This is a genomic window from Psychroserpens sp. S379A, from assembly GCF_049800755.1.
Classification (GTDB): domain Bacteria; phylum Bacteroidota; class Bacteroidia; order Flavobacteriales; family Flavobacteriaceae; genus Psychroserpens.
Map to the genome: position 1 here is coordinate 874,821 of NZ_JBNAFQ010000001.1, position 24,847 is coordinate 899,667.

The 24,847-nt window shown below is 32.3% G+C and carries 22 protein-coding genes and 1 riboswitch; of the genes, 11 read left to right on the plus strand and 11 right to left on the minus strand.

What is annotated here, in order from left to right; translation table 11 throughout:
- Window positions 1-22: 22 nt before the first annotated feature.
- Together ACP15M_RS03940 and ACP15M_RS03945 are read right to left on the minus strand one after the other, a co-directional pair.
- On the minus strand, window positions 23-1,096 hold the full coding sequence (locus tag ACP15M_RS03940) for a YncE family protein (protein ID WP_425075869.1): 1,074 nt from the start codon (window positions 1,094-1,096) through the stop codon (window positions 23-25).
- A gap of 5 nt (window positions 1,097-1,101) precedes the next feature.
- Window positions 1,102-2,952 carry a TonB-dependent receptor plug domain-containing protein gene (locus ACP15M_RS03945; RefSeq protein ID WP_425075870.1) on the minus strand — a complete coding sequence of 617 codons (1,851 nt, stop codon included), beginning with the start codon at window positions 2,950-2,952 and terminating at the stop codon, window positions 1,102-1,104.
- Window positions 2,953-2,983: 31 nt separating this feature from the next.
- Window positions 2,984-3,218: riboswitch (cobalamin riboswitch) on the minus strand.
- A 154-nt stretch (window positions 3,219-3,372) separates the two neighbouring features.
- Between ACP15M_RS03945 and ACP15M_RS03950 the strand changes: the two genes are divergently transcribed.
- From ACP15M_RS03950 to rmuC, 8 genes are all read left to right on the plus strand, one after another.
- On the plus strand, window positions 3,373-4,530 hold the full coding sequence (locus ACP15M_RS03950; RefSeq protein WP_425075871.1) for an ABC transporter substrate-binding protein: 1,158 nt from the start codon (window positions 3,373-3,375) through the stop codon (window positions 4,528-4,530).
- Window positions 4,531-5,541, plus strand: a complete 1,011-nt coding sequence (locus ACP15M_RS03955) for a FecCD family ABC transporter permease (RefSeq protein WP_425075872.1) — start codon at window positions 4,531-4,533, stop codon at window positions 5,539-5,541.
- A gap of 6 nt (window positions 5,542-5,547) precedes the next feature.
- On the plus strand, window positions 5,548-6,339 hold the full coding sequence (locus ACP15M_RS03960) for an ABC transporter ATP-binding protein (RefSeq protein ID WP_425075873.1): 792 nt from the start codon (window positions 5,548-5,550) through the stop codon (window positions 6,337-6,339).
- A gap of 130 nt (window positions 6,340-6,469) precedes the next feature.
- Window positions 6,470-7,702, plus strand: coding sequence for a hypothetical protein (locus ACP15M_RS03965; RefSeq protein ID WP_425075874.1), 1,233 nt, complete (start codon window positions 6,470-6,472; stop codon window positions 7,700-7,702).
- A 15-nt stretch (window positions 7,703-7,717) separates the two neighbouring features.
- The gene (locus tag ACP15M_RS03970) at window positions 7,718-8,239 is read left to right on the plus strand and encodes a hypothetical protein (protein WP_425075875.1); all 522 of its coding nucleotides are present in this window, start codon (window positions 7,718-7,720) and stop codon (window positions 8,237-8,239) included.
- 19 nt (window positions 8,240-8,258) lie between these two features.
- Complete coding sequence (locus ACP15M_RS03975; protein ID WP_425075876.1) at window positions 8,259-9,215, plus strand: DUF6175 family protein; 957 nt, start codon at window positions 8,259-8,261, stop codon at window positions 9,213-9,215.
- Between the two features lie 14 nt (window positions 9,216-9,229).
- A complete protein-coding gene (locus ACP15M_RS03980; protein WP_425075877.1) occupies window positions 9,230-10,162 on the plus strand; it encodes a hypothetical protein in 933 nt (310 codons plus the stop codon).
- A gap of 120 nt (window positions 10,163-10,282) precedes the next feature.
- On the plus strand, window positions 10,283-11,608 hold the full coding sequence (rmuC, locus tag ACP15M_RS03985; protein WP_425075878.1) for a DNA recombination protein RmuC: 1,326 nt from the start codon (window positions 10,283-10,285) through the stop codon (window positions 11,606-11,608).
- Window positions 11,609-11,713: 105 nt separating this feature from the next.
- On the opposite strand, the gene ACP15M_RS03990 is transcribed toward rmuC, so the two are convergent.
- The 3 genes from ACP15M_RS03990 to rpmH form a co-directional block, all read right to left on the minus strand.
- Window positions 11,714-12,592 (minus strand): T9SS type A sorting domain-containing protein, encoded by an 879-nt coding sequence (locus ACP15M_RS03990; RefSeq protein ID WP_425075879.1) that lies wholly within the window; start codon window positions 12,590-12,592, stop codon window positions 11,714-11,716.
- 73 nt (window positions 12,593-12,665) lie between these two features.
- Window positions 12,666-15,518 carry a carbamoyl-phosphate synthase large subunit gene (gene carB / locus ACP15M_RS03995; RefSeq protein ID WP_425075880.1) on the minus strand — a complete coding sequence of 951 codons (2,853 nt, stop codon included), beginning with the start codon at window positions 15,516-15,518 and terminating at the stop codon, window positions 12,666-12,668.
- Window positions 15,519-15,616: 98 nt separating this feature from the next.
- Complete coding sequence (gene rpmH / locus ACP15M_RS04000) at window positions 15,617-15,778, minus strand: 50S ribosomal protein L34 (protein ID WP_224527467.1); 162 nt, start codon at window positions 15,776-15,778, stop codon at window positions 15,617-15,619.
- Window positions 15,779-15,937: 159 nt separating this feature from the next.
- On the opposite strand from rpmH, the gene ACP15M_RS04005 reads away from it, so the two are divergent.
- Window positions 15,938-16,516 carry a DUF2892 domain-containing protein gene (locus ACP15M_RS04005; RefSeq protein ID WP_425075881.1) on the plus strand — a complete coding sequence of 193 codons (579 nt, stop codon included), beginning with the start codon at window positions 15,938-15,940 and terminating at the stop codon, window positions 16,514-16,516.
- Between the two features lie 119 nt (window positions 16,517-16,635).
- On the opposite strand, the gene ACP15M_RS04010 is transcribed toward ACP15M_RS04005, so the two are convergent.
- Together ACP15M_RS04010 and ACP15M_RS04015 are read right to left on the minus strand one after the other, a co-directional pair.
- Window positions 16,636-17,580 (minus strand): lytic transglycosylase domain-containing protein, encoded by a 945-nt coding sequence (locus tag ACP15M_RS04010; protein WP_425075882.1) that lies wholly within the window; start codon window positions 17,578-17,580, stop codon window positions 16,636-16,638.
- Window positions 17,581-17,620: 40 nt separating this feature from the next.
- Window positions 17,621-18,289, minus strand: a complete 669-nt coding sequence (locus ACP15M_RS04015) for an alpha/beta hydrolase (protein WP_425075883.1) — start codon at window positions 18,287-18,289, stop codon at window positions 17,621-17,623.
- A gap of 117 nt (window positions 18,290-18,406) precedes the next feature.
- Here ACP15M_RS04015 and ACP15M_RS04020 point away from each other — a divergent pair, with 117 nt between their 5' ends.
- Entirely contained in the window at window positions 18,407-18,703 is a 297-nt protein-coding gene (locus ACP15M_RS04020; protein ID WP_425075884.1) for a GNAT family N-acetyltransferase, read from the plus strand.
- 72 nt (window positions 18,704-18,775) lie between these two features.
- Here ACP15M_RS04020 and ACP15M_RS04025 read toward each other — a convergent pair whose 3' ends face one another.
- Together ACP15M_RS04025 and mtaB are read right to left on the minus strand one after the other, a co-directional pair.
- Complete coding sequence (locus ACP15M_RS04025; RefSeq protein ID WP_425075885.1) at window positions 18,776-19,285, minus strand: hypothetical protein; 510 nt, start codon at window positions 19,283-19,285, stop codon at window positions 18,776-18,778.
- 122 nt (window positions 19,286-19,407) lie between these two features.
- Window positions 19,408-20,739, minus strand: a complete 1,332-nt coding sequence (gene mtaB / locus ACP15M_RS04030) for a tRNA (N(6)-L-threonylcarbamoyladenosine(37)-C(2))-methylthiotransferase MtaB (RefSeq protein ID WP_425075886.1) — start codon at window positions 20,737-20,739, stop codon at window positions 19,408-19,410.
- Window positions 20,740-20,820: 81 nt separating this feature from the next.
- Between mtaB and ACP15M_RS04035 the strand changes: the two genes are divergently transcribed.
- The gene (locus tag ACP15M_RS04035) at window positions 20,821-22,458 is read left to right on the plus strand and encodes an ABC transporter substrate-binding protein (protein WP_425075887.1); all 1,638 of its coding nucleotides are present in this window, start codon (window positions 20,821-20,823) and stop codon (window positions 22,456-22,458) included.
- A 174-nt stretch (window positions 22,459-22,632) separates the two neighbouring features.
- Here the strand turns inward: ACP15M_RS04035 and ACP15M_RS04040 are convergent, their stop codons facing one another.
- Window positions 22,633-23,541 (minus strand): TolB family protein, encoded by a 909-nt coding sequence (locus ACP15M_RS04040; protein ID WP_425075888.1) that lies wholly within the window; start codon window positions 23,539-23,541, stop codon window positions 22,633-22,635.
- An 11-nt stretch (window positions 23,542-23,552) separates the two neighbouring features.
- Window positions 23,553-24,734 (minus strand): GlmU family protein, encoded by a 1,182-nt coding sequence (locus ACP15M_RS04045; protein ID WP_425075889.1) that lies wholly within the window; start codon window positions 24,732-24,734, stop codon window positions 23,553-23,555.
- Window positions 24,735-24,847: the final 113 nt, after the last annotated feature.

The following is a 24,847-nucleotide window of genomic DNA, read 5'->3' on the forward strand; positions in this document are numbered from 1 at the left end:
TTATGACTCTTTATATCTAATATTAATTAAAATAAACCTTACTTGGTATTACATTTAAAGTCACTGAATTTATTAAATTATTAGTATTCAAATCATATACGTGCATTAATCCATCACTAACAAAATCAGCAGCATCTACACCATATAACATTGAATTATTAATACTCATTCCATATAAATTCAATCCAGATATCTCAGCTGTAGTTGGCAATGTTGTGTCACTAATTGACATCTTATAAAGACTTCCAGCCATATAATAATAAACAATATCTTCTTCAATCATCATAAGGCTTGGATGTTCTCCATCTGCAAATTCTAAAGACCACATTATTGAATTATCACTAACATTAATTCTAGTAAGCGAACCATTTGTTATATTAGGTGGACTTAACCAAGATTGATTAGCTCCTTCAGATAACACAATTAAGTTACCAGAATTATCAAAAACCATTTCGTCAGGCACATCATTAACCTGTATTGTTTCTATTGTATTATTAGCATCTACAACAGATATGATGTTATTTACACCAAAACCTCCTTTGTGAGACACAAATAATTTATTTCCATTAGAAATGATTTGTTCAGGACCTTCTCCTACTGAAATAGTTTCAGAAGTAATTGTATTTGTAGACAAATCCATAATTGCTATATAATCATCGCTTACATTATATGGATCTCCCCAATTTGTAACATATCCTTTTCCATTTGCAAAAGCTATATATCTAGGATTGTCCAAACCTGAATCAATGGTTGTTATAGTTTCAAACGTATATCTGTTAACAACTTGAATAGTATTAGAGCCATTCAAAACTATATATGCAAAACTCTCATTAAAATTGATACTCTGCGCAACACTACCTAATACATCAGAGTTTACATTATCAAAAATATTATTCTCTATAGTTCCTAAATCATAGCTTACAAAGGAAACCGATGCGTTTGGCTGACTAAAATTTCCTTCGTGTGAGATAAGAATTCCATTTTCATAATCTCCTAGAGGTTCTTGTGGTGTAAAATTATCATCATCATTACTACATGAGGTAAAAAATAAGCCAAGTGTTAAGGCTAAGCAAAATAACTTAAATAAATGTTTCATTGTTTTTAAAATTTATAGTTTAAGTAAAAATTAGTATTGATACCAGGCATATATCGATTGGCTACACTCTGGTAATTATTGTTGAATATATTCTGAATTCTAATCCCAATCGTTAGTGCTTTAAACGTCTTTAATTCTACACCCAAATTATGTAACCAATACGCTTCAACGATTCGATTAGGATTGTTGTCAGATTGTGTAAACACCTCACCAACATAACTTGTTTGCCAATAGGCACTAACCTTTTTATAAGCATAACGCATACCTCCAGAACCTTTATGATAAGGCACATAAATGAGTTGTTTCTCAGTAGTTTTATCTTCTGAAACTGTATAGGCATAATTAGTATTGAATACCAATTGATGAGCTCCTTTTTGAAGTTTATAAGTAAGTTGAGACTCAAGACCATAAGTCATCACTTCCTCTGTGTTAATTGGCCTCCAAACTCCACTACTATTAGGAACCCAACGAATCATATCTTTAATATCGTTATAAAATCCTGTGATGCTAAATTCCAAATGCTTGTATAAAAATGTGTTGCTAATTTCAACTTGATAAGCTTTTTCGGGATTCAAATCAAGGTTTCCGCTTCCTTGCCAATACAAATCGTTAAACGTTGGTATTCTAAAATTTCTAGAACCATTCAAACTCAAAGCATACCAACTACCAAATTGTCGCTTTAAACCTAAGCTAAATAATAACGGACTCTCATAAGCATTAGTAATCTCCTTCCGAAGTGATGCTTCGTAATAAAACAATTTGAGTTGCTGGTTGAACAGTAAGCTAAACGACGAAATGGTTCTTGAGGTTTTATCAATACTCGACCCTTTTCCTTCGGTATGATTGACATCTATAACACCAACAAGTTTTGATGAATTATCCCAATTATAATTTAATTGATAATTACCTACAACTGTATTAGCTTCTCCAAAGGTAAAATTATCACTTTCTATATTTCCAAAGTATTTGTAGCGTTCTGTTAAATAAGCAGCTCGTAAAACTGAAAGAAATTTTCCATATCTCGCTTCCCATTCCAGCAATTGTCGCGTATTGAAATCATTGTATTTGGTTGGTGCTTCTGTTGGAAGAATTAAAGAAAAATGTCGCTCTCCATTAAACACATAATTATAATAATGCAGTTTATGTTTGTTGTTGATCTTATAACCTAATTTTGTCGAAAAGGACACATTATAAAACTGACCATTTAAATTGGTTCTTTCTCGATTTCTAAATTCATATTTATAATCGTTATCAGAGTGTGTGTAAGCTAAAGCAAAACCAACACTTAATCTATCACTAGCGTATTTAGAATTATAGCTTATATCTTGTGTGTTAAAACTACCTATACCTGCATACAAACTATTTTTAAATGGTGTATTAAACGCTATAACATCATTTAAATGTACAGTTCCTCCAATGGCTCCTGTGCCATAAAGCACACTTCCTCCTCCATGGCGAATAGTAATATTGTCAAAGTTTCTAGTGTTAATGGTATTAAAATCTGTTTGTCCGTTAAACTGAGAATTTATATTAATACCATTCCATACTACAGCTGTTTGTTGAGCACTAGTTCCTCTAAACGAAGGTGAAGACACCATTCCTAACCCATTTTCCTTAAAATATAGGGGAGAACTAAAGCTTAACAACTGCGTTAACGACGATACGTTGCGTTTAATCACACTATCAGAAAGCACTTGTGTGGTTTGCGTCTTAGAAAAAGGCTTCAATAAGCGATCGGCATAAACAATAACTGCCTTTAACTCCTGAATGGAATCCAAAGTGTCTTGCTGTGCTTGTGCTCTGCTGCTGCTAAAAAACAGAAACAACACTAAAAATAGCTTAAGAATTGTACGCATTTTAGGTTGAACTTTTATCCCGAAAGTTTGACTTTAATGTTTGAATTTGGCAGGTCTCCTGACTTGTTTATTTATTATTTCACCTTCCCAGCCTTTCAACCAGTGGTATTGAAGAAAATAATAACTCAGATAATGAAGTGTCAAAACAAGTTTGACATAAACTTACAGTTGCGGGAACAGTTCTGGACTTGAAAACTATGTTTCGCACCAGATTCCCTTTTAATCCATTCGGTTAAACGAATGAAACCAAAATTCGATGCAAAAATAGATGCTTTTTTTATCTGAAACTAGTAAAACTTCTGTTTTCTTATTCAGAATTATAAATCAAAAACAGAAATCCTATTAAAAAATAAAACAATATTATTTCTTCTGCTATATATATTCTTAAATTTGAATTATCATCTATAACAGTAATTTTAAATGTTACATAAAAAGAGTTTTGGGATTGTGTTTTTTAGTTTGTTTATTCTATTAAGCTGTAAAAAAGACAACCATAATAATTCGTCTACAATCATTGCTTCTGTAAAAGAACAACATAACGCCTATGCTGAAGGTTTTAAAATTACTTCTTACCAAACTCATAAAGTCATAACAGTTTCTAATCCATGGCCTAAAGCCGAAAATAGTTACAATTATGCCATTATTCCTAAAACTAATGTTACAAACTCTGTAATTAACAAAGACGATTTTAATGCTGTTATAACAACACCTGTCCAAAAAATTGTAGTCACTTCTACAACTCACATTCCTGCTCTTGAACTTTTAGGCGTTGAACAGACTTTAGTTGGGTTTCCTGGAATAGATTATGTGTCTTCAGAAAAAACCAGAATAAGAATTGATAATGGAAAGGTAAGAGAACTTGGAAACAACGAAGGCATTAACACCGAAATACTTTTAGAGTTACAACCAGATATTGTTGTTACTTTTGGAGTAGATGGTACAAATAAAAGCATGGGAATTATTGAAAAATCTGGAATTCCTGTGATTTACAATGGTGATTGGGTTGAAAAATCTCCTCTTGCTAAAGCCGAATGGATTAAATTTTTTGGAGCTTTATACAATAGAGAAAAAGAAGCTGAAGTTATCTTTAATCAAATTGAAAATGATTACATTGAAGCAAAGAAGTTAGCGTCTAAGGCAACATCAAAACCAACTATTTTATGTGGTGCTATGCACAAAGATGTTTGGTATCTTCCTAACGGAACAAGTCCTGAAGCACAATTTTTAAACGATGCCAATACAAATTATTTATGGAGCAACACTAACGAATCTGGTAGTTTAGCACTTAGTTTTGAAACCGTTTATCAAAAGGCTAAAAATGCAGAATTATGGTTAAGTCCTTCATATTATTCCAGCTATGAAGCGCTAAAAAAATCTAACAACCATTACGCACAATTTGATGCTTTTAAAAATAAAAAAATATATACGTTTTCTAACACAACAGGCAAAACAGGAGGTGTAATATACTATGAACTAGGAGTGGCTAGACCAGATTTAGTATTAAAAGACATGATAAAAATTTGTCATCCAGAATTACTTTTAAATTATGAAACTACATTTTTCAAACCTCTCAATTAATTGAACAAAAGATATACATATACGTTTGTTTTATTATTCATCTTACTTCTGTTTTGTTTTTTAATAAATATTAGCCTAGGCTCTGCAAATATTTCAATAAACGAGGTTTTTAATAGTCTATTTGGTTTTTCAGAAAATTATATCATTCAGAATTACAGACTACCTAAAGCTATAACTGCTATTTTAGTTGGATCTGGCTTAGGTATTTCGGGATTACTTATGCAAACCTTATTTAGAAACCCATTAGCTGGTCCCTTTGTATTAGGTATTAGTTCGGGAGCAAGTCTTGGTGTAGCACTTATAATATTAGGTTCAGGAATATTTGGAGGTATTTTTGCTACTGCATTCATTTCAAAATGGAGTATTGTTATAGCTTCTAGTTTTGGAAGTTTTCTAGTATTACTAGCTGTGCTTTTGGTATCCTCAAAAGTAAGAGACACTATGGCAATTTTAATTATAGGCTTAATGTTTGGAAGTATCACTGCTGCAGTCGTAAGCGTACTTTCCTATTTTAGTTCTGCGGAACAGTTACAACAATATATTTTTTGGGGATTTGGCAGTTTAGGAAACCTCTCATGGGATGAAGTCCTAATTTTTGTATTCATATACAGTTTCGGAATACTATTAACTTCCATATCTATTAAAGCATTAAACACTTTCTTATTGGGCGAAAATTATGCTAAAAGTTTAGGATTAAACATTAAACAAAGCCGATTAATTATTATTCTAGCTACAAGTTTACTCGCAGGAACTATTACTGCTTTTGCAGGACCAATTGCCTTTATTGGACTAGCAGTTCCTCATATGACAAGGCAGTTTTTTAACACCTCTAATCACAAAATATTACTACCTGCTGTTTTTGTAATTGGAGCCATTGTAATGCTAATTTGCGATAGCATAGCACAATTACCAACTAGTGATTACACCTTACCAATTAATGCCATTACATCATTAATTGGCGCTCCTGTAGTTATTTGGTTATTGGTACGACAACGAAAAATGATATTCTAAAAAAAGATGAAAGACAGCATTAAAAATATCATCTTAAAAACCGAAAACCTTTCTATTGGTTATACATCAAAAAATAAGGTTTCAACAATTGCAAAAAATATCAATATTGAATTAAAACAAGGCGAACTTATTGGATTAGTTGGTGCTAATGGCATTGGAAAATCTACATTATTAAAAACCTTATCTTCAATTCAATTGCCTTTAAGTGGCTCCATCTATTTAAATAAAAAACCTTTAAAAGAATATGCTTCAGTTGAATTAGCAAAAAACATGAGTTTGGTTTTAACCGAACAATTAATGTCTAAAAATTTATCTGTTTTTGAGATCATTGCACTTGGTCGTCAACCTTATACTAATTGGATTGGAAATCTTTCTGACGAAGATATTTCAATCATAAACCAAACTTTAGAACATACTAATCTTTCCGATTTAAAACTTCGTAAATGTTTTGAATTAAGTGACGGACAACTTCAAAAAGTAATGATAGCCAGAGCCTTAGCTCAAGATACAGATTTAATCATCCTTGATGAGCCAACAACGCATTTAGACATGTATCACAAAGCTTATTTATTGAAATTACTTCAAAAACTGGCAAAACAAACCAATAAAACCATTTTGTTTTCTTCGCATGAAATAGATTTAGCCATTCAATTATGCGACACTATGATTGTAATGACAGAAAGTAAAGTAACATCAGATACTCCTTGTAATTTAATAAGTAAAAACACTTTCGAAACCTTGTTTCCTAAAGACTTAATTACTTTTGATAAAAAAACCGGAAGATTCAAAGTAAACTAACTAACTTTCAACACATTAAATACAAAACCAAAATCATTCACCTCATAGATTAGTTTCGACATACTGCAAAAAAAGCAGTATCAAATGCCAATTAAAAATCATACTTTGCATATAGTAAACCAACCATACAATGATTAAAACAAACAACGTATTTATCCTTTTATTTTGTGTATGTTTCACATGTTTAGGATTTGCTCAAGACGTCAACAAAACTACCGAATATAGAAGAAGCTCTCTTTATACCTTAATGGTAACCGATTCTACCAGAAATTTTAGTCAGCTTATTCAAGAAACATTTGTCAATTCTAAAATTCCAGAAAAATTTAATAACCATATTGTAAGCGAACGAAGCATCCCTAAATTATTTAATGATACGCTTTCAAAAGCCGATTTAAAAGAAGCTCAAAAAGTAGCTATTACCGAATACTTATCTACTCACGACATCGCAAAATCTATGGTAGCAAAATGGTTTAATCGTAGTGAGCAAGGCGGATTTAATATGGATTTGATATCTGAAAGAGGATTTTACAATGCCTCAGATTTAGATGTAAAACTCGCAAAAAATAGCGAAAGAGGTACAGCAATGCTAGCTGATGCTGGTGAAGAACTCATTAAAAACACCTTTGTTATTGTCAACAATTTTAAATACACCGACAAAGAGGAAGTGGCAAAAAAAGCCAAAGGCTTACTATCTGCTATTTCAGATGTTGCCTCAATGGCAGGAGCTGATGATGTAGCGACAATAAGTGATGCTGCTGGTGAAGGTGTTGGTGTGCTAGGCAAAGGTTATGTTATTAAAACTGATGCACATTTATATCGATTAAAATGGAATGATGAAGTCGCTAGTATTTTCTATAACGACTATTGGACTGAAGATAGCCAAATAGATGAAGAAAAAGTAAAGGCTTTTGATGAATCTGATGTTTTTGAATTAGAGTATATCGGAACTCAAATGGCTTGGGCAGATTTACAAAGTACAACTTATACAAAAAAAACAGATGAAGATTTAATTACAATTGCTACTGTAAAAGCTTCAGATGCTGTAACTGCTAAGTTGCAACGTGAATATGAAGTGTTTAGAACAAAAACACCTTTAATGAGCACAGATCCTTTAGCTGCTAAAATTGGTTTAAAAGAAGGTTTAGAAAAAGGAGACAAATATGAAGTGTTAGAACAGGTTTTAAACAAAGAAGGTAAAACTGAATACAAACGCGTAGGTGTTATTAAGGTTGATAAAAATCAAATTTGGGATAACCGATTTAATGCTGATGAAGAAAATCCAGATCAAACTTTAGAATACACCATTTTTACTGGTAAGAAAAATAAATTTTACGCAGGAATGCTAATTCGTCAAATTAATTAAAAACATATTACAATTATGAAACTAAAACATGTAATTCTATCTGTACTTTTTATTGGCTTTTGTACAAGTGTAAATGCACAATGGAAAAAAAACAAAGCCAATGAAGACACTAAAATTTGGAGGTACGATTTAGAATGTGAAGGCATTGCTAAACGAGGTTCTAAACTTGTAAAAGTTTGGTCTTACTCCAAAAATCCTAAACATGCTATTTCAAGAGGAATGAAAAATGCTGTTCACGGAATTATCTTTAAAGGATATGCTGGAGGAGGTCAAGGTTGTACACCTTTTAAAGCTTTAGTTAATAATCCTGAAATGGAAGAAAAACACAAAGAGTTTTTTGATAGCTTTTTTGCTGATGGTGGTGCTTATTTAAGATATGTTAGCTCTGCTACAGACGGAAGTATTGCTCCTGGAGACCGATTAAAAGTAAGTCGAAGAGAATACAAAATTGGTATTGTTGTAAATGTGCAAACCGATCAATTAAGAAAATTATTAGAATCTAAAGGCATTATAAAAGCATTAAACTCTGGTTTTTAATTCAAAAAAATAAATCAACATGAAATCACATAAATTATTTACCCTCATCACATTTGCATTATTCTGTTTGTTAAGCTTTGCTCAAGCAAAAAAGCCAACACTAATGGTAGTACCTAGTGATGTGTGGTGTAACCAAAATGGCTATATGCTAAATTTTGACAATCAAGGTTCTACAATTAGAATCCCAGATTATAAAAGAGCATTTCAAGAAAACCCTGAAGTTTTACAGGTAATAAGTCAAATTAATGGAATGATGGCAGAACGAGGATTTCCTCTTAAAAATATGGAATCTGCTATTAAAACTATGGAATCTAATGCTGTAGAAGATGGCTTAAGAAGCTCAAAAGAATCTGGAGCATCAGTTAACGAAAGTCCGATAGATGCAATTAAAAAAGTAGCAAAAGCAGACATTATTATTCAATTAACTTGGACCGTTAATAAAACTGGTCCGAAAAAATCAATAAATTTTAATCTTCAAGGCTTAGATGCTTATACAGATAAGCAAGTTGCTACAGCAACAGGAACAGGAGCGCCTTCATTTTCGGCAGAAACTCCTGTATTACTTTCAGAAGCTGTACTAGCACATATGGACAATTTTACCTTATCATTACAAGAGCATTTTGATGATATGTTCGAAAATGGTCGTGAGATTATTGTTAGAATTCAAACTTGGGACGATTGGGATGGCGATTTAGAAACCGAATATGGAGGCGAAGATGAATTAGGGTTTATTATTGAAGATTGGTTAGCTGACAACACTGTAAAAGGAAGATTTAGCACAACAGATATGACAGAATCTATGGCACTTTTTGAGCAAGTAAGAATTCCACTTTATAACGATAAAGGACGCGCTATTGATGCAAGACGATTTGTTAGAGAATTGAGTAAATATTTAAAAAATGCGCCATTTTCAATTCCAAATAAATTAGTCATGAAAGGACTTGGAAGAGCGACAATCATATTAGGTAGTAAATAATAAAAAACAACAACATGAAAAAAGCTTTAGCAATACTATTTTGCCTTGCTTCAATTGTAGCAATTGGACAAAATAACGACTATTCAATTAACTTAGGTGCTTATGTTCCTGATCAAATTGAAAATGTACCAGCATCAGCAAAAAAGATGCTCATAAATAAACTTGGACAACTTGTTACTGCTAATGGAATTAGCGACAACCAATACAATTCAAGATTCATTATTACGCCTAATATTGATGTGGTAATGAAAGAAATCACACCTACATCTCCTGTAAAAGTAGTTTTAAACTTAGACATTACTTTATACATTGGAGATGGTATCGCTGGCACATTATATACCAGTGAAACATTTAATGTTAAAGGTGTTGGCACAACTGAAACCAAGGCATACATACAAGCCATTAAACGATTAAAACCTAAAAATGAAGCCATGCAAGCCTTTATTTCTAGAGGAAAAGAGAATATCATTGAGTATTACAACACCAATTGTTCTCAAATACAAAAAGAAGCGCGTGCTTTAGAAAATTCTGGACAACCAGAAGAAGCCTTAGGACTCATGTTAGCTATACCAGCTTCTAGTTCTTGTTTTGATAAGTCTCAAAAAATGACAAAAGCACTTTATATTACAGCTGTAAATAGAGATTGTAAATTAAGACTTAATGAAGCGCAAGCTATTTGGAGCGCAAATCAAGATATTGAAGCTGCAAATAAAGCTGCTGGTATTTTAGCAGGTGTACAACCTGAAGCAGATTGTTTTACTAAAGTTAAAGCTTTGTTTCAAAAAATTGAAAATAGAGCCAAAGAGCTACAAGATAGAGATTGGAACTATAAACTTAAAGTTTTAGATGCCACTAAATCGTATTATGACTCTGCTTTTGAAGTAAGCATGGCAAGAGCAAAAAATCAACCAAGTACAGTTATGTATAATGTGAGAGGTTGGTATTAATCACGCTAATTATTAATTTTTAAAAGCACTCAATTTGAGTGCTTTTTTTTATTATTTCATTTTCTTTTTTACGTTTTAATAATACTATTATTTATCTTTGAGAGAAACTCAATTTAATACATGAACGACAGTCTTATTCTTATTGTAACAATTCTAATTTCTGCTGCAATTGGTGCGTATTTAGGCATGCTTTTTATCAAACTAAAAAGTAAAAGTGAGCAAAGTACTTTAGAAGAACGCCAACAGCAACTATCAAACACGATTAACGACTTAAAGCAGAATCTTAACAAACTTGAAACCGAACGTGATACGATTCGCAATGAAAAAGATGCTTTAAATACTGAATTAACTAGAAGAAATACTGAATACGAAAACCTTCAGCAGCTTAACCTAAAACGCGATGAAGAATTAGAAGAACGTCAAGAACAGTTAAGAAAGGATTTTGAACTTTTGGCTACTAAAATTTTAGATGAAAAATCTGAAAAATTCACCCTTCAGAATAAAGAAAACATCAAAAACATTTTAAATCCGTTACAAGAAAAAATCCAAGTTTTTGAGAAAAAAGTTGAAGACACTCAAAAGGAAAGTATCAGTATGCATTCGGCTTTAAAAGAACAACTTTTAGGTTTAAAAGACCTCAATCAACAAATGACCAAAGAAGCTACAAACCTAACAAAAGCTTTAAAAGGTGATAGCAAAATGCAAGGAAATTGGGGCGAATTGGTATTAGAACGCGTACTAGAAAAATCTGGATTAGAAAAAGATCGTGAGTATTACGTTCAGCAAAGTTTTAACTTAGCTGATGGTACACGAGTACTTCCAGATGTGGTTTTATACCTTCCTGACAATAAAAAGATGATTATTGACAGTAAAGTATCTTTAACAGATTATGAACGTTATGTTAATGCCGACGATGAAGATAGAAGCATTCATCTAAAAGCACATATCAATTCTATTAAGAAACATGTCGATCAACTTTCAGAAAAAAATTATCAAGATTTATACGACATTGAGTCTCCAGATTTTGTGTTACTATTTATTCCAATTGAGCCTGCATTTGCAATAGCCATCAATGAAGATAATTCATTGTATAACAAAGCCTTTGAGCAGAATATCGTTATCGTTACGCCTTCTACTCTTTTAGCAACACTTCGCACGATTGATACGATGTGGAATAATGAAAAACAGCAACGTAATGCCATTGAAATTGCAAGACAAGCTGGAGCTTTATACGATAAATTTGAAGGCTTAGTAAAAGATTTAACTGGAGTTGGTAAGAAAATAGATGATGCTAAAAAAGACTATTCTTTAGCAATGAATAAATTAGTCGAAGGACGTGGTAATTTAATTACTAGTGTCGAAAAGCTTAAAAAATTAGGAGCTAAAGCAAAAAAAACATTACCTGAAGCAATTATGAAGCGCGCTAATGAAAATAACAATGAATAGTTGCTTTTAAAAAAGTCTAGGTATTCGTCTAAAGCAACATATAATATTATAAAAAAACCATCAGCTATACTGATGGTTTTTCTATATGATCTTACAAACTTTTACTTATTGCTTTACAAAACGTTTGGTTTGTGTGCCTTCACTTGTAGTTACTCTAACAAGATAAACACCACGATTCCAATTAGAAACATCTACTGTTGTTGATGACAATGCATCAATATATTTTGAATACACTTTTTTACCTAAAACATCAAAAACAGTTACAGAAGCCTCATTTGTATTTTGAGGTAAATATATATTTAATCGAGATTTAGCTGGATTTGGTGAAATAGAAAATTCATTAGATAATATTTCTTCAGAAACACTAAGAACATCAACCGCCATAATATTGTCGAAATCACCAGATCTAGCTACTCCTCCTTGTCCTTTATGAATAGGAGCAGTAGGACTTGTTCCATCATTGCTTATTATTCTAATTTGATCTACATCAGCTAAAATATCTGCTAATGTAGAACCACCTTGAGATACTGTTAAATCTGAAGAATTTATTGGAAATACAATTGAAGTCCAAGTAGTATTAGGAGCAATTACTATTGGGTTCGTTGATGCTGCCCAATTTGGAAATGATTTATTTAAAGCAACACGTAAGTATAATGGTTCAGTACCTAGATTCTGAACGTCACAAGTTATTGCAATAATTCCTGCTGCTGTATAATCACCAGTCCAATCTGCATCATCATTAATAAATGCAAATTTAGAACCCGCTGAACCAGTCATTGTTGAGTTAGTTACATTCAAATATGCATCTCCAGCTCCATTTGGTCCTCCATTTGCAACTTGAACGGGATCATTTGGATTAGAAATTTGATGTTTCCAACCTTGTGTACCTGTTGAGAAATCACTTGTTTGTCCAATTGCTATATCTTGCGAAAATCCACAATATGTAGCAATCGAAAACATTAATAAAAGTAGTTTTGTTTTCATAGCATCACTTTAATTAAAGCTAAAGTAGTAATTTTTAGCCAACTACAACTAACCGTTTATCGAAAAAGAAAGATTATTTACTCAAATACATCTTTCGACGCGAGTATAAGTTATAAAACTCGTCCTCTTTTAAATTATCAATAAACAAGATACTTTCACCTGTACTCTTCATCTCTGGACCTAATTTTTTATTCACATTAGGAAATTTATTAAATGAAAATACAGGTTGCTTAATGGCATAACCTTCTAGTTTTGGTTTAAAATCAAAATCTGTAACTTTCTTCTCACCCAACATGACCTTAGTTGCATAGTTTACATAAGGTTCTCCATAAGCTTTGGCAATAAAAGGCACAGTACGAGATGCTCTAGGATTGGCTTCAATGATATACACTTTATCATCTTTTATGGCAAATTGAATATTAATTAAACCAACAGTATTAAGTGCTAAGGCAATTTTTTTAGTATGGTCTTTAATTTGTTGCATCACAAACTCTCCCAAATTAAAAGGAGGCAAGGTTGCATTACTATCGCCAGAGTGAATTCCGCAAGGCTCAATATGCTCCATAATTCCTATGATATACACATTTTCGCCATCGCAAATAGCATCTGCTTCGGCTTCAATAGCTCCATCTAAATAATGGTCTAACAACAATTTATTATTCGGAATTTTACGTAACAAATCTACTACGTGCTCTTCCAATTCTTTTTTATTGATAACAATTTTCATGCCTTGACCTCCTAATACATATGAAGGACGTACTAAAATTGGAAAGTCTAATTTTTCAGCTACTGCTAAAGCTTCGTCTGCTGTTGAAGCAGTATCGAATTCTGGATAAGGAATGTCATTCTCCTTTAAAAGGCTTGAGAAACTTCCTCTATCTTCGGCTAAATCTAAGGATTGATATGTTGTTCCTATAATTTTAATGCCATAGCGATCTAATTTTTCAGCTAGTTTTAAAGCTGTTTGACCTCCTAGTTGCACAATGACACCTTCGGGTTTTTCATGACGAATAATATCGTAAATATGTTCCCAAAATACAGGTTCAAAATAGAGTTTATCTGCAATGTCAAAATCGGTAGAAACTGTTTCAGGATTACAGTTAATCATAATGGTTTCATAACCACATTCTGCACTAGCCAAAACACCATGAACACAGCAATAATCAAATTCAATACCTTGTCCGATTCGGTTTGGTCCAGATCCTAAAACAATGATTTTCTTTTTATCTGAAACGACGCTTTCATTTGCTGATATTTTTTCACCATTTGGTGTTTCTACTTCATTTTCAAACGTAGAATAGTAGTATGGTGTTTGTGCTTTAAACTCTGCAGCACAAGTATCTACCAACTTATAAACTCTATTAATTTTAAACTCATCACGTTTGTTATATACCTGACTTTCTAAACATTTAAGCATGTGTGCAATCTGACGATCACCATAACCTTTTTGTTTAGCTTCTAAAAGCAATTCGCGTTCTATGGTATCTATTGTGAATTTTGAAATTTCTTTTTCGAGTTCATGCAATTCTTCATATTGTTTTAAGAACCACATATCAATTTTAGTAATTTCGTGAATTCTACTTAACGGAATTCCCATTTGAATAGCATCATAAATGGCAAACACGCGATCCCAACTTGCATAGGTTAGTTTATCGATAACTTGCTGATAATCCTTATAGCCTTTTCCATCTGCTCCTAATCCGTTACGTTTAATCTCTAATGATTGTGTTGCTTTATGAAGTGCTTCTTGGAATGAACGACCAATAGCCATGACTTCTCCAACAGCTTTCATTTGTAAACCTAATTGTCTGTCGGAACCTTCAAACTTATCGAAATTCCAACGTGGTATTTTAACAACAACATAATCTAATGTTGGCTCAAATAAAGCCGAAGTAGAACCTGTAATTTGATTGCTTAACTCGTCTAACGTATAACCTGTTGCTAACTTAGCAGCAATCTTTGCAATTGGGTAACCCGTTGCTTTACTTGCCAATGCTGACGAACGCGATACACGAGGATTAATTTCAATTGCGATAATTTCCTCGTTTTCATCTGGACTCACAGCAAACTGCACATTACAACCACCTGCAAAATCGCCAATACTACGCATCATATGAATTGCCATATCACGCATTTTCTGGAAGGTTTTATCAGAAAGTGTCATTGCTGGAGCCACAGTAATTGAATCTCCTGTATGAATTCCCATAGGGTCCATGTTTTCAATCGTACAAATAATAACAACGTTATCATTTTTATCTCTAAGCAACTCTAATTCGTATTCTTTCCAACCAATTAAAGCCTTATCAATCATGACTTCATGAATTGGCGACACTTCTAAACCACGAGTTAATAATTCATCAAAATCTTCTTCTTTATATACAAACGATGCTCCAGCTCCACCTAAAGTATAACTCGCTCTAATTACTAATGGAAACCCAAATTCTTGTGCAATTTCTTTTCCTTTTAAATATGAATTTGCAGTAGCTTGTGGTGCCATACCAACACCAATTTTAAGCATCAGCTCTCTAAATTGTTCTCTATCTTCAGTAATATTAATGGCATCAATATCTACACCAATAATATCTACGTCAAAATCTTCCCAAATTCCTTTTTCATCAGCTTCGATACAAAGATTTAAAGCTGTTTGTCCTCCCATTGTAGGTAAAACAGCATCGATTTGCGGATGCTCTTTTAAAATTTTAATGATAGACTTTGTAGTTAAAGGTAACAGATACACATGGTCTGCCATGGTTGGATCTGTCATAATGGTTGCTGGATTAGAATTGATTAATATGGTTTCAATTCCATCTTCACGAAGTGAGCGTAAAGCTTGTGTTCCAGAGTAATCAAATTCACAGGCTTGCCCAATGATTATAGGACCAGAACCAATGATTAGAATAGATTTTAATTTTTCGTTTTTAGGCATGTTAGTTTTTTTATGGTTGCAAAAATAGATAACAAACAGGTACAAAAAAAGGTGCTACACCTAAGTAACACCTTTAAAATATTAACAATTGTTAATCATTATCTCTTATGTCTTGATTCTGATGATACAGACAATTTCTTTCTTCCTTTAGCTCTTCTACGTGCTAAAACTTTTCTTCCGTTAACAGAAGCCATTCTTTCTCTAAAACCGTGTTTATTTCTTCTTTTTCTTTTAGACGGTTGAAACGTTCTTTTTGGCATTGTCTTATATTTTTAAATCTTATATCTTATTTGAGCGTTTTAAGCTGTTCTTAAAACTGCGTGCAAATATACAAAGAGTTTTTAGTTTGCCAAACCTAATTTTAAAAATATTTACAATTGTTTTTATTAACTTTGCAGCCTAAATTTTAAATCCTAGAAATGTTCAATAAAAACATAAAATTAGTCATCGCTTTTTTAATTATAGCCTTTGCTATATACCAATTTACTGAAGGTTATATTGGTAATGGTATCATGTATATATTGTTATCACTTATTTTCGTTTTTCTTTATTTTAAAAACGAATTTATTTTATTAGCCTTTTTAAAGTTAAGAAAGCAAGATTTTGATGGTGCAAAAAAATGGTTGAACAAAATTAAAAATCCTTCGAGTGCTTTAGTAAAAAAGCAAGAAGGCTATTATAATTATTTATTTGGCATTATGAATGCTCAAACTGATATGAATGCTTCTGAAAAATATTTAAAAAAAGCCGTTGACCTAGGATTATCAATGGATCATGATTTAGCCATGGCTAAACTGAATTTAGCAGGAATTGCCTTTAGCAAAAGACGTCCTCAAGAAGCTAAGAAATTACTTGCTGAAGCTCAAAAACTAGATAAACGCGATATGCTTGCAGAGCAAATCAAGATGTTTAAGCAACAAATGAAGAAAACTGCAATTCCTAAACAACATTATGGACAGCCAACTTCATCACGTCAAAATAGAAGAAGCAGACGTTAGGTGTTAGGTGTTAGGTGTTAGGTATTAGGTATTAGGTATTAGGTATTAGGTAAAATTATGAATTATTTAAAGTCTTTAACTATGTACTTTCTAACTTATAAACTTTACAACTTCAATAACTATTTATAATAACCTTCCTTAGGAATATCAATACTATATTTTTTTCTCGATTTATTATTAAGGTGAGCTTCTCTCAACCAAGGATTGTGAAGTTTTAAAATTTTGTAATTGATTCCAAAATTTTTAGCAAACTTTGAAAAATCTGTAACAGCTGTATCTACTGCAACTTTATAGGTAGGTACTGAGGTATATAAATCCTTTTCATCAAAGTTGAAACCATATTTATTAGGATGGCTTAAAATTTCTTTAACAGCAACAATTCTAAAGAGATAACGTCCAGTTTCTTCACCTAATAATAAATCGTAATAATCGCTTACGCCTTGCTCTTCTAATCGTCTGGAAACACCTGCATTACCAGCATTATATGCAGCTGCAGCTAAGGTCCATGATCCTAATTGCGCCTTGGCTTTTAACAAGTACTTACAAGCGACTTCAGTAGCCATTTCTAAGTGGTAACGTTCATCTACGTTGCTATTAATTTCTAGTCCGTTTTCACGACCAGTCGTTTTCATAATTTGCCAAACACCTCTTGCTCCAGCTGGAGAAACCGCATTTGTCAAACCACTTTCAATAACTGCTAGATATTTAAAGTCGTCTGGAACTCCATTCTTTTTTAAAATAGGTTCGATAATTGGGAAGTATTTTGCTGCACGTTTAAACATTAACAACCCATTAGATTGCCAATAGGTATTAACCAACAATTCTCTATCCATTCGCTCTAAAATATCAGGATTTTTAAGAGGAACTGCTTCATTTGCAAAATCTAAAGATTCTGGAACAGATAAGGCATAAACATTGTAATCTTTAACAGGTCTCGTTTCGTTGGCTGATTTAGATGCATTTGAAAGCTGTGCTTCATCAGTCGACTTTTTCATTGCAAAAATGAATAGTCCTGAGAGTGCAATTAAACCAATAGTTGCTAATATATTTTTAATCGTCTTCATAATTACTTTTTTATAAATGTATAAAATATTATAGTGGCTTTCAAGCCTCATCTAAGATAAGCTTTGGTAAATTTTCGTTAAACCATTTGTACTTATTTATTACCATAACATGTGTTCCGTCTTTAACTACAATACAATTCCCTTGACATGAGTGTGTGAAAATCGCATCTTTATCACCATGAATATAAATTGCGTCTTTGTTAGGTTTATCTTGATTCCATTCAATGACATTTTTAATAGCCCAATCTAAATAACGTTTATCACTAACCGATAAATATTTTTTGTAAAGTTCTACTCGTTTAGTAACTGTTTCTCCAAAAGCATATTTTGCAAGAACATCAATATTGCTTACCAATTGAGTTGGCAAAATTTTATAAGCCTTAGTAAACTTCATCAATTTCATACGCTTAGGTAATTCATGTTTAGATTTTACACTAGACACTACAATAAGTTTTCTAAGGGTCATATACTTACTCATTTCTTGAACTAAAATTCCTCCAAAAGACACTCCAAGCAGTACAATATTATCATGCTTAATTTTAGTAATCATTCGTTTGGCATACGACTCTAGAGATTCTTTCTCATTAGGTATCATCCATTCCAACCAATGTATCTTAAATTGTTTTTCAGGCAGCTTGATATGCTCAAAAATTGTTGGATTCGCAGCCATGCCAGGCATAAGGTAAACATGTATGATTTTATTAGACATAACTATTTAAAAATCAGTTGTTTTTAGTATATGTTAATTTTTTTGTAAATTTGTTTCACAAAACTATATAAATCTATAGTTCTACCCTACCAACCATTGAATTAAATACTAATTATTATGATTGATGCAGCTGAACTGACTGACAATGACTTTTTACGTCAATTTGAACTAAAGGTTGATGATGAACTTGCTAAAATAGAGTACGCTCTACAAGATCGAAAAATTTTCTTAACAAAACTTATCATTCCAGAGGCTATTAAATCTGAAGATTTTGCTGAAGAATTTCTGACTTTAGTTTTTGAAAATATTGCAGAACGCAATATTAGCGTTGTACCAACAAGTCCGGAAATAGCAAAGTTTATTAGACGACACCGAAAATACAAAAAAATGTTGCCTGTTGGAATTAGAATATAATTCTTAATACATAAAGTATAAAAAAAACCGAAACATTTGTGTTTCGGTTTTTTTTATATGCATTAATTCTAACTATAATCTAGTATAAGTAAGTGTGAGGTCTCTAAACTCTATAATTTCTGTAAAATCTTCATTATAAATTTCAATAGCATTTTCAAAAACTCTATCAAACTGATTATTGCTTATGACTGAAACAACATCATGAAACTCAACTGTATTATTTTCATAAATATAAGGAGTAGCAAAACTTGTATAACCTTCTACACATTCTATAATGATATTATAGTTTCCGTTTAAATCAGACTTATAAATATTTACTACATGATGAAATGTATCATTTGCTGCAAGCGTACCATCAGTTTTGAATACAATTTCTTCATTAACGTCACAACCAATTTCTTTAATGATATCACTATTTTTAACGTTGTCATCATTAATGTCAACTAAAAATCCAACATCATAACCTGTAAGCTTCCATACACCAACAACCGATGGTTCATCAACTAACTCATCAGAATCGTCACTTGAACAGGACAACGAAAACAAGGCTAAACATGTTAAAATTATAATTCTCTTGTACATAATACTTACTATTTATCAAATACATCGGAAATGTAAACGTATTATTAGTAGTACTACTAATAATTAGACAAATACAGCTAAATTATAGATAAAATGTATGTTATGACTATTCAATTATATGATTAGTGAAGGACTGTAGATTCTTTTACAAAATCAAATCGAACCAATCCATCTTCATCTATTTTAGTCAATTCAACCTCGTGTAAAGTATTCACTAATTCAGGATGCCAAGGTGCTTTTACCTTCACATAGTTTTCAGTAAAACCATGAATATAACCTTCTTTGTTTTCACCTTCAAACAATACAGTGCGCTGACTTCCTATTTGAGATTCATAAAAAGCTCTTCGTTTTTTTGCTGAAAGACCACGTAACATCTTACTTCGCTTTGCACGTACTTTTTTAGGTACAACACCATCAAGTGAAGCTGCTACAGTATTTTCACGTTCAGAATAGGTAAACACATGTAAATAAGAAATATCCAGTTCGTTTAGAAAATTATACGTTTCTAAAAACAACTCATCGGTTTCACCAGGAAAGCCAACAATAACATCAACACCAATACAAGCATGAGGCATAACTTCTTTTATTCTAGAAACACGATCTACATACAATTCTTTCATATAGCGACGACGCATCAATTTAAGAAGTGTATTGCTTCCACTTTGTAAAGGAATATGAAAATGAGGAACGAATGTTTTGCTCTGAGCCACAAAATCGATGGTTTCATTTTTAAGCAAATTGGGTTCAATTGAAGAAATTCTTAAACGCTCAATACCTTCAACGTTATCTAATGCCTGAACCAATTCAAAAAAGGTATGTTCGTGTTTTTTATTTCCAAACTCTCCTTTTCCGTAGTCACCAATATTTACACCTGTAAGTACTATTTCTTTAATGTTTTGCTCAGAAATTTCTTTAGCATTTTTAAGAACATTTTCTAAAGTATCACTTCTAGAAATTCCTCGAGCCAAAGGAATCGTACAATAGGTACATTTATAATCGCAACCATCTTGCACTTTTAAAAAGGCTCGTGTTCGATCTCCAATAGAGTAACTCCCAACATAAAAATCGGCATCCTGAATCTCACAGCTATGCACTTCTCCCATATCATTTTTAGTCAAATCATTTAAGTAGCTTGTGATATTGAATTTTTCAGTTGCTCCTAAAACTAAATCTACACCATCAACATCTGCTAATTCTTGAGGTTTAAGTTGCGCATAGCAACCTACTGCAGCTACAAAAGCATCAGGATTTACTTTTTGCGCTTGTTTTACAATGGACTTAAATCGCTTATCTGCATTTTCGGTAACAGAACAGGTGTTAATCACATAAATATCTGCGCTTTCTTTAAAATCCACGCGCTCAAAGCCTTCCCAAGAAAAATTTCTAGCAATTGTAGAAGTTTCAGAAAAATTGAGCTTACAACCTAAAGTATAAAATGCGACTTTTTTATTCATATCTCGATTAGTATTTCCGTGAGCACAGAAATCTATTTATATTTACTCGTTTCTAATTTAGAGTGGGCAAATTTACAATTAATGAGCAATATCCTAAAATCTGTGTGTAGCAAATATTCAATTACTGTATTGATTTTAAGCGTTTTTACCTCTTTTTTGTTTTTTTCTTGCGGAAATGATTCAAATACAAACAAAAATCATCTTGTTTTTAAATACAATGAACATAAAAATATTGGTTCATTAGATCCTGCTTTTGCGAAAGACAATGCAGATATTTGGGCTATAAATCAGTTATTTAACGGATTGGTACAAATGGATGAAAGTCTTAATGTTCAGCCTTGTATTGCAAAGCATTGGACAATTTCTGAAGATGCACTCACCTATTCCTTTTCGCTTCGAAATGATGTCAAGTTTCATAAGCATAATTTATTTGGAAAAGATTCCACTCGAACCGTTACAGCTTCAGACTTTGAATATAGTTTCAATCGTTTGTTAGATAAAAAAATAGCATCTCCAGGAAGTTGGACACTTAATAAAGTAGACACTTTTCAAGCTGTAAATGACACACTGTTCCAAATTAAACTAAAGCAAGCATTTCCAGCGTTTCTCGGACTACTCACCATGAAATATTGCTCTGTGGTTCCGAAGGAAATTGTTGAGCATTACCAATCTGATTTTAGAGCGAATCCAATAGGCACTGGTCCGTTTAAATTTAAGCGTTGGGAAGAAAATCTAAAACTCGTTTTTCGTAAAAATTACAACTACTTTGAAAAAGATCAAAATGGAAAACCATTGCCATACCTTGAAGCAGTTGCCATTACATTTTTACCTGACAAACAAAGCGAATTTTTACAATTTGCACAAGGCAATATTGATTTTGTTTCTGGTTTAGATGCGTCTTATAAAGATGAAATTTTAACTGCAAGCGGACGTTTAAGAACATCATATCAAAACGATGTTAATATGATTCGTGGTCCATATTTAAATACCGAATATTTGGCATATTTTATGGAAACAGAAGTTCCTGAACTACAATCTGATCTGCTTCGGAAAGCTATTAACTATGGATTTGATCGCCAAAAAATGATGACGTATTTGCGTAACGGAATAGGTATTCCTGCACATGGAGGTTTTATTCCAAAAGGACTTCCTGGTTATAATAATTCAATTGGTTTTAGTTTTCAACCAGAAAAAGCTAAACAATTAGTCGAACAATTTAAAACTGAAACTGGTATTACAAATCCTGAAATTACGATTACAACCACAAGCAATTATTTAAGTTTTTGTGAGTACATACAGCGAGAACTTCAAAAAATTGGTATGACTGTTAATGTTGATGTGATTCCTGCAGCCACTTTAAAAGATGCCAAAGCCAACGGAAAACTAGATTTGTTTAGAGCAAGTTGGGTTGCCGATTATCCTGATGCAGAAAATTATTTATCGTTGTATTACAGTAAGAATTTTGCACCTAATGGTCCAAATTACACACACTTTAAAAGCGATTTGTTTGACCAATGGTATGAAGACGCATTTACTATTACAGATACAAAACAACGCGAATTATTGTACACAAAAATGGATAGCCTAGTCATGGCCAAAACACCTGTCGTTCCTTTATTTTATGATGAAGTGGTACGATTTACTCGAAAAAAGGTTTCTGGTTTGGGAATTAATCCGATAAATTTATTGGATTTAAAACGTGTGAAGAAAACGAAGTAATCCTATTTGCCTTTTTATGACTTCTCGATACAAAATTCTTACAGAATTTCACTCGAAGTGACTCATATATTGACATTTAGTATCTAATCAATAGATATCGTGTTAAGACAATTTTTATAACAACTCACCTTAACTCACTTAGAGTGATTTGCTTTAGCAAATTGTATCGAGAATTTAGTTAGCTATTGTAAAATAATAGATGTCATCTTCACCTTTTCCGCCTTCTCTGTTAGACGACAAATAACCCGATTTTCCATCAGTAAGCAATTCAAAACACATATCGTCAGCTTCACTATTAATTGGTGCAGACATCAATACTGGCTTGCCAAACTTTCCGTCAGAATCCATTTCTACTCTATAAATATCTAAACCTCCAATACCTTTAGCTCTATCTGAAGAAAAATACAATACATTGCCTTCTGTGATATAAGGAAACATTTCCTTTCTAGGAGAATTAACATGTGCTCCTATATTCTCTATTTTTCCATACTTATTATTTCCTAGAATTTTCACTCTAAAAATATCTGTTGGACCTTTAGCTTGCGGAATGTTAGATGTAAAGTATAAATATTGTCCGTCTGGACTTACTGAAGGATGCGCATACGAATAACGTTCGTCACAAAACGGAAGCGGTTTAAATTTCATGTAGCCTTTACCTTCAACATATTCGCCACGTTCCATTCGTAAGTTTCTGGTCTTGTCGTCATATTTATATACATCACCACGTTTTTTTTCGTTAGTAGTGGCATACATATATTTCCCATCTACACTAAATCCTGCACTCGAACTGTTAAATACAAAGCGATCGGAAGACACAAATTCCTTAGCATTAACAATTTCACCATCTTTAGTCATTTCGCCATGATATAAAGTAAATATTTGTTGATTGCCACTGTTGCGTTCAACGGTTCCGAAGCTATTTACTTTATATCTAGAAAAATAAACGATATTATCTTTAACATGCACGACACCATATTGACTAAGTTCATCGTTGATGCTAATATTTTTTAGAGTGTAGGTTTCGTTTTGAGAACTAACAGAAATTGTAAAGATTAATGTTAGAATAAGTAGGTACTGCTTCATTGTAATTAAATTTAGTCGTCCTTTTTTCGCCATTGTTTAGTGTCTTCAAAAACCTGTTCAAGAATTGCTTTATCCATATCTGAAAACTCAACAGCTCTACGTTTCATCACTACTTTTGCTACTTCAAACGCTTTTTTTGTGAGATAGGTTGTAAATCCTGAATTTCCACCCCAACTAAAGCTAGGCACAAAATTTCTAGGAAAACCGCTTCCAAATATATTGGCACTAACACCAACAACTGTACCAGTATTAAACATGGTATTGATTCCGCATTTACTGTGATCTCCCATCATCAATCCGCAAAACTGCAAACCGGTTTTAGCAAAACCTTGCGTTTCGTAATTCCAAAGGCGAACTTCGGCATAATTATTTTTTAGGTTAGAATTATTAGTATCAGCTCCGAGATTACACCATTCACCAAGCACAGAATTTCCTAAAAATCCATCATGACCTTTATTTGAATAACCAAATATTACCGAATTATTCACCTCTCCTCCAACTTTACTATGAGGTCCAACCGTCGTTGGTCCGTAAATTTTTGCTCCTAATTTAAGTGTTGCATAATCACATAAAGCAAAAGGACCTCTAACGATACTGCCTTCCATTACTTCAGCATTTTTGCCAATATAAATTGGTCCAGAACTCGCATTTAAAGTAACAAATTCAAGCTTTGCGCCTTCCTCAATAAAAATATTTTGAGCATTTAATGTATTTACTGAATTAGGAATAGCTTGCGATTTTCGATTATGTGTCAACAACTCGAAATCGGCTTGAATAGCATCTCCATTTTTTGAAAAAATATCCCAAGTGTTTTCAATTTTTATGACATCTGTATCATATTCAATAGCATCATAGGTATCAAAATCAACTTCATCTTGAGTGTCTTTAGAAAAAAATGCAATCACATCTTCATTTTGAAAAATAGCTTGATTCTCTTTGAGATTTTTCACCATTGTCATCAATTCTTTGTTAGGAAGATAAGATGCATTAATCATGACATTCTCTTCCATTTCTACCATTGGAAATTTTTCAGAAAGGTAATCTTCTGTTAATGTTGTTGTGGTAAACCCTAAATGCTTTTCCCATTTTTCTCTTATAGTTAAAATACCAACTCTTATATCTGCAACTGGTCTGGTAAAAGTAAAAGGCAATAGATTATTACGTGAAGGACCATCAAAAAGTATGTAGTTCATAGCTGAGTTAAAGTTTTGAATTAAAAAATCTTAAACAGAAATTGACACCTCAAAAGTAGCTTAATTACTGAAAACAAAAAAGCCTTCGAGGGAAATCCTGAAGGCTTCAATAT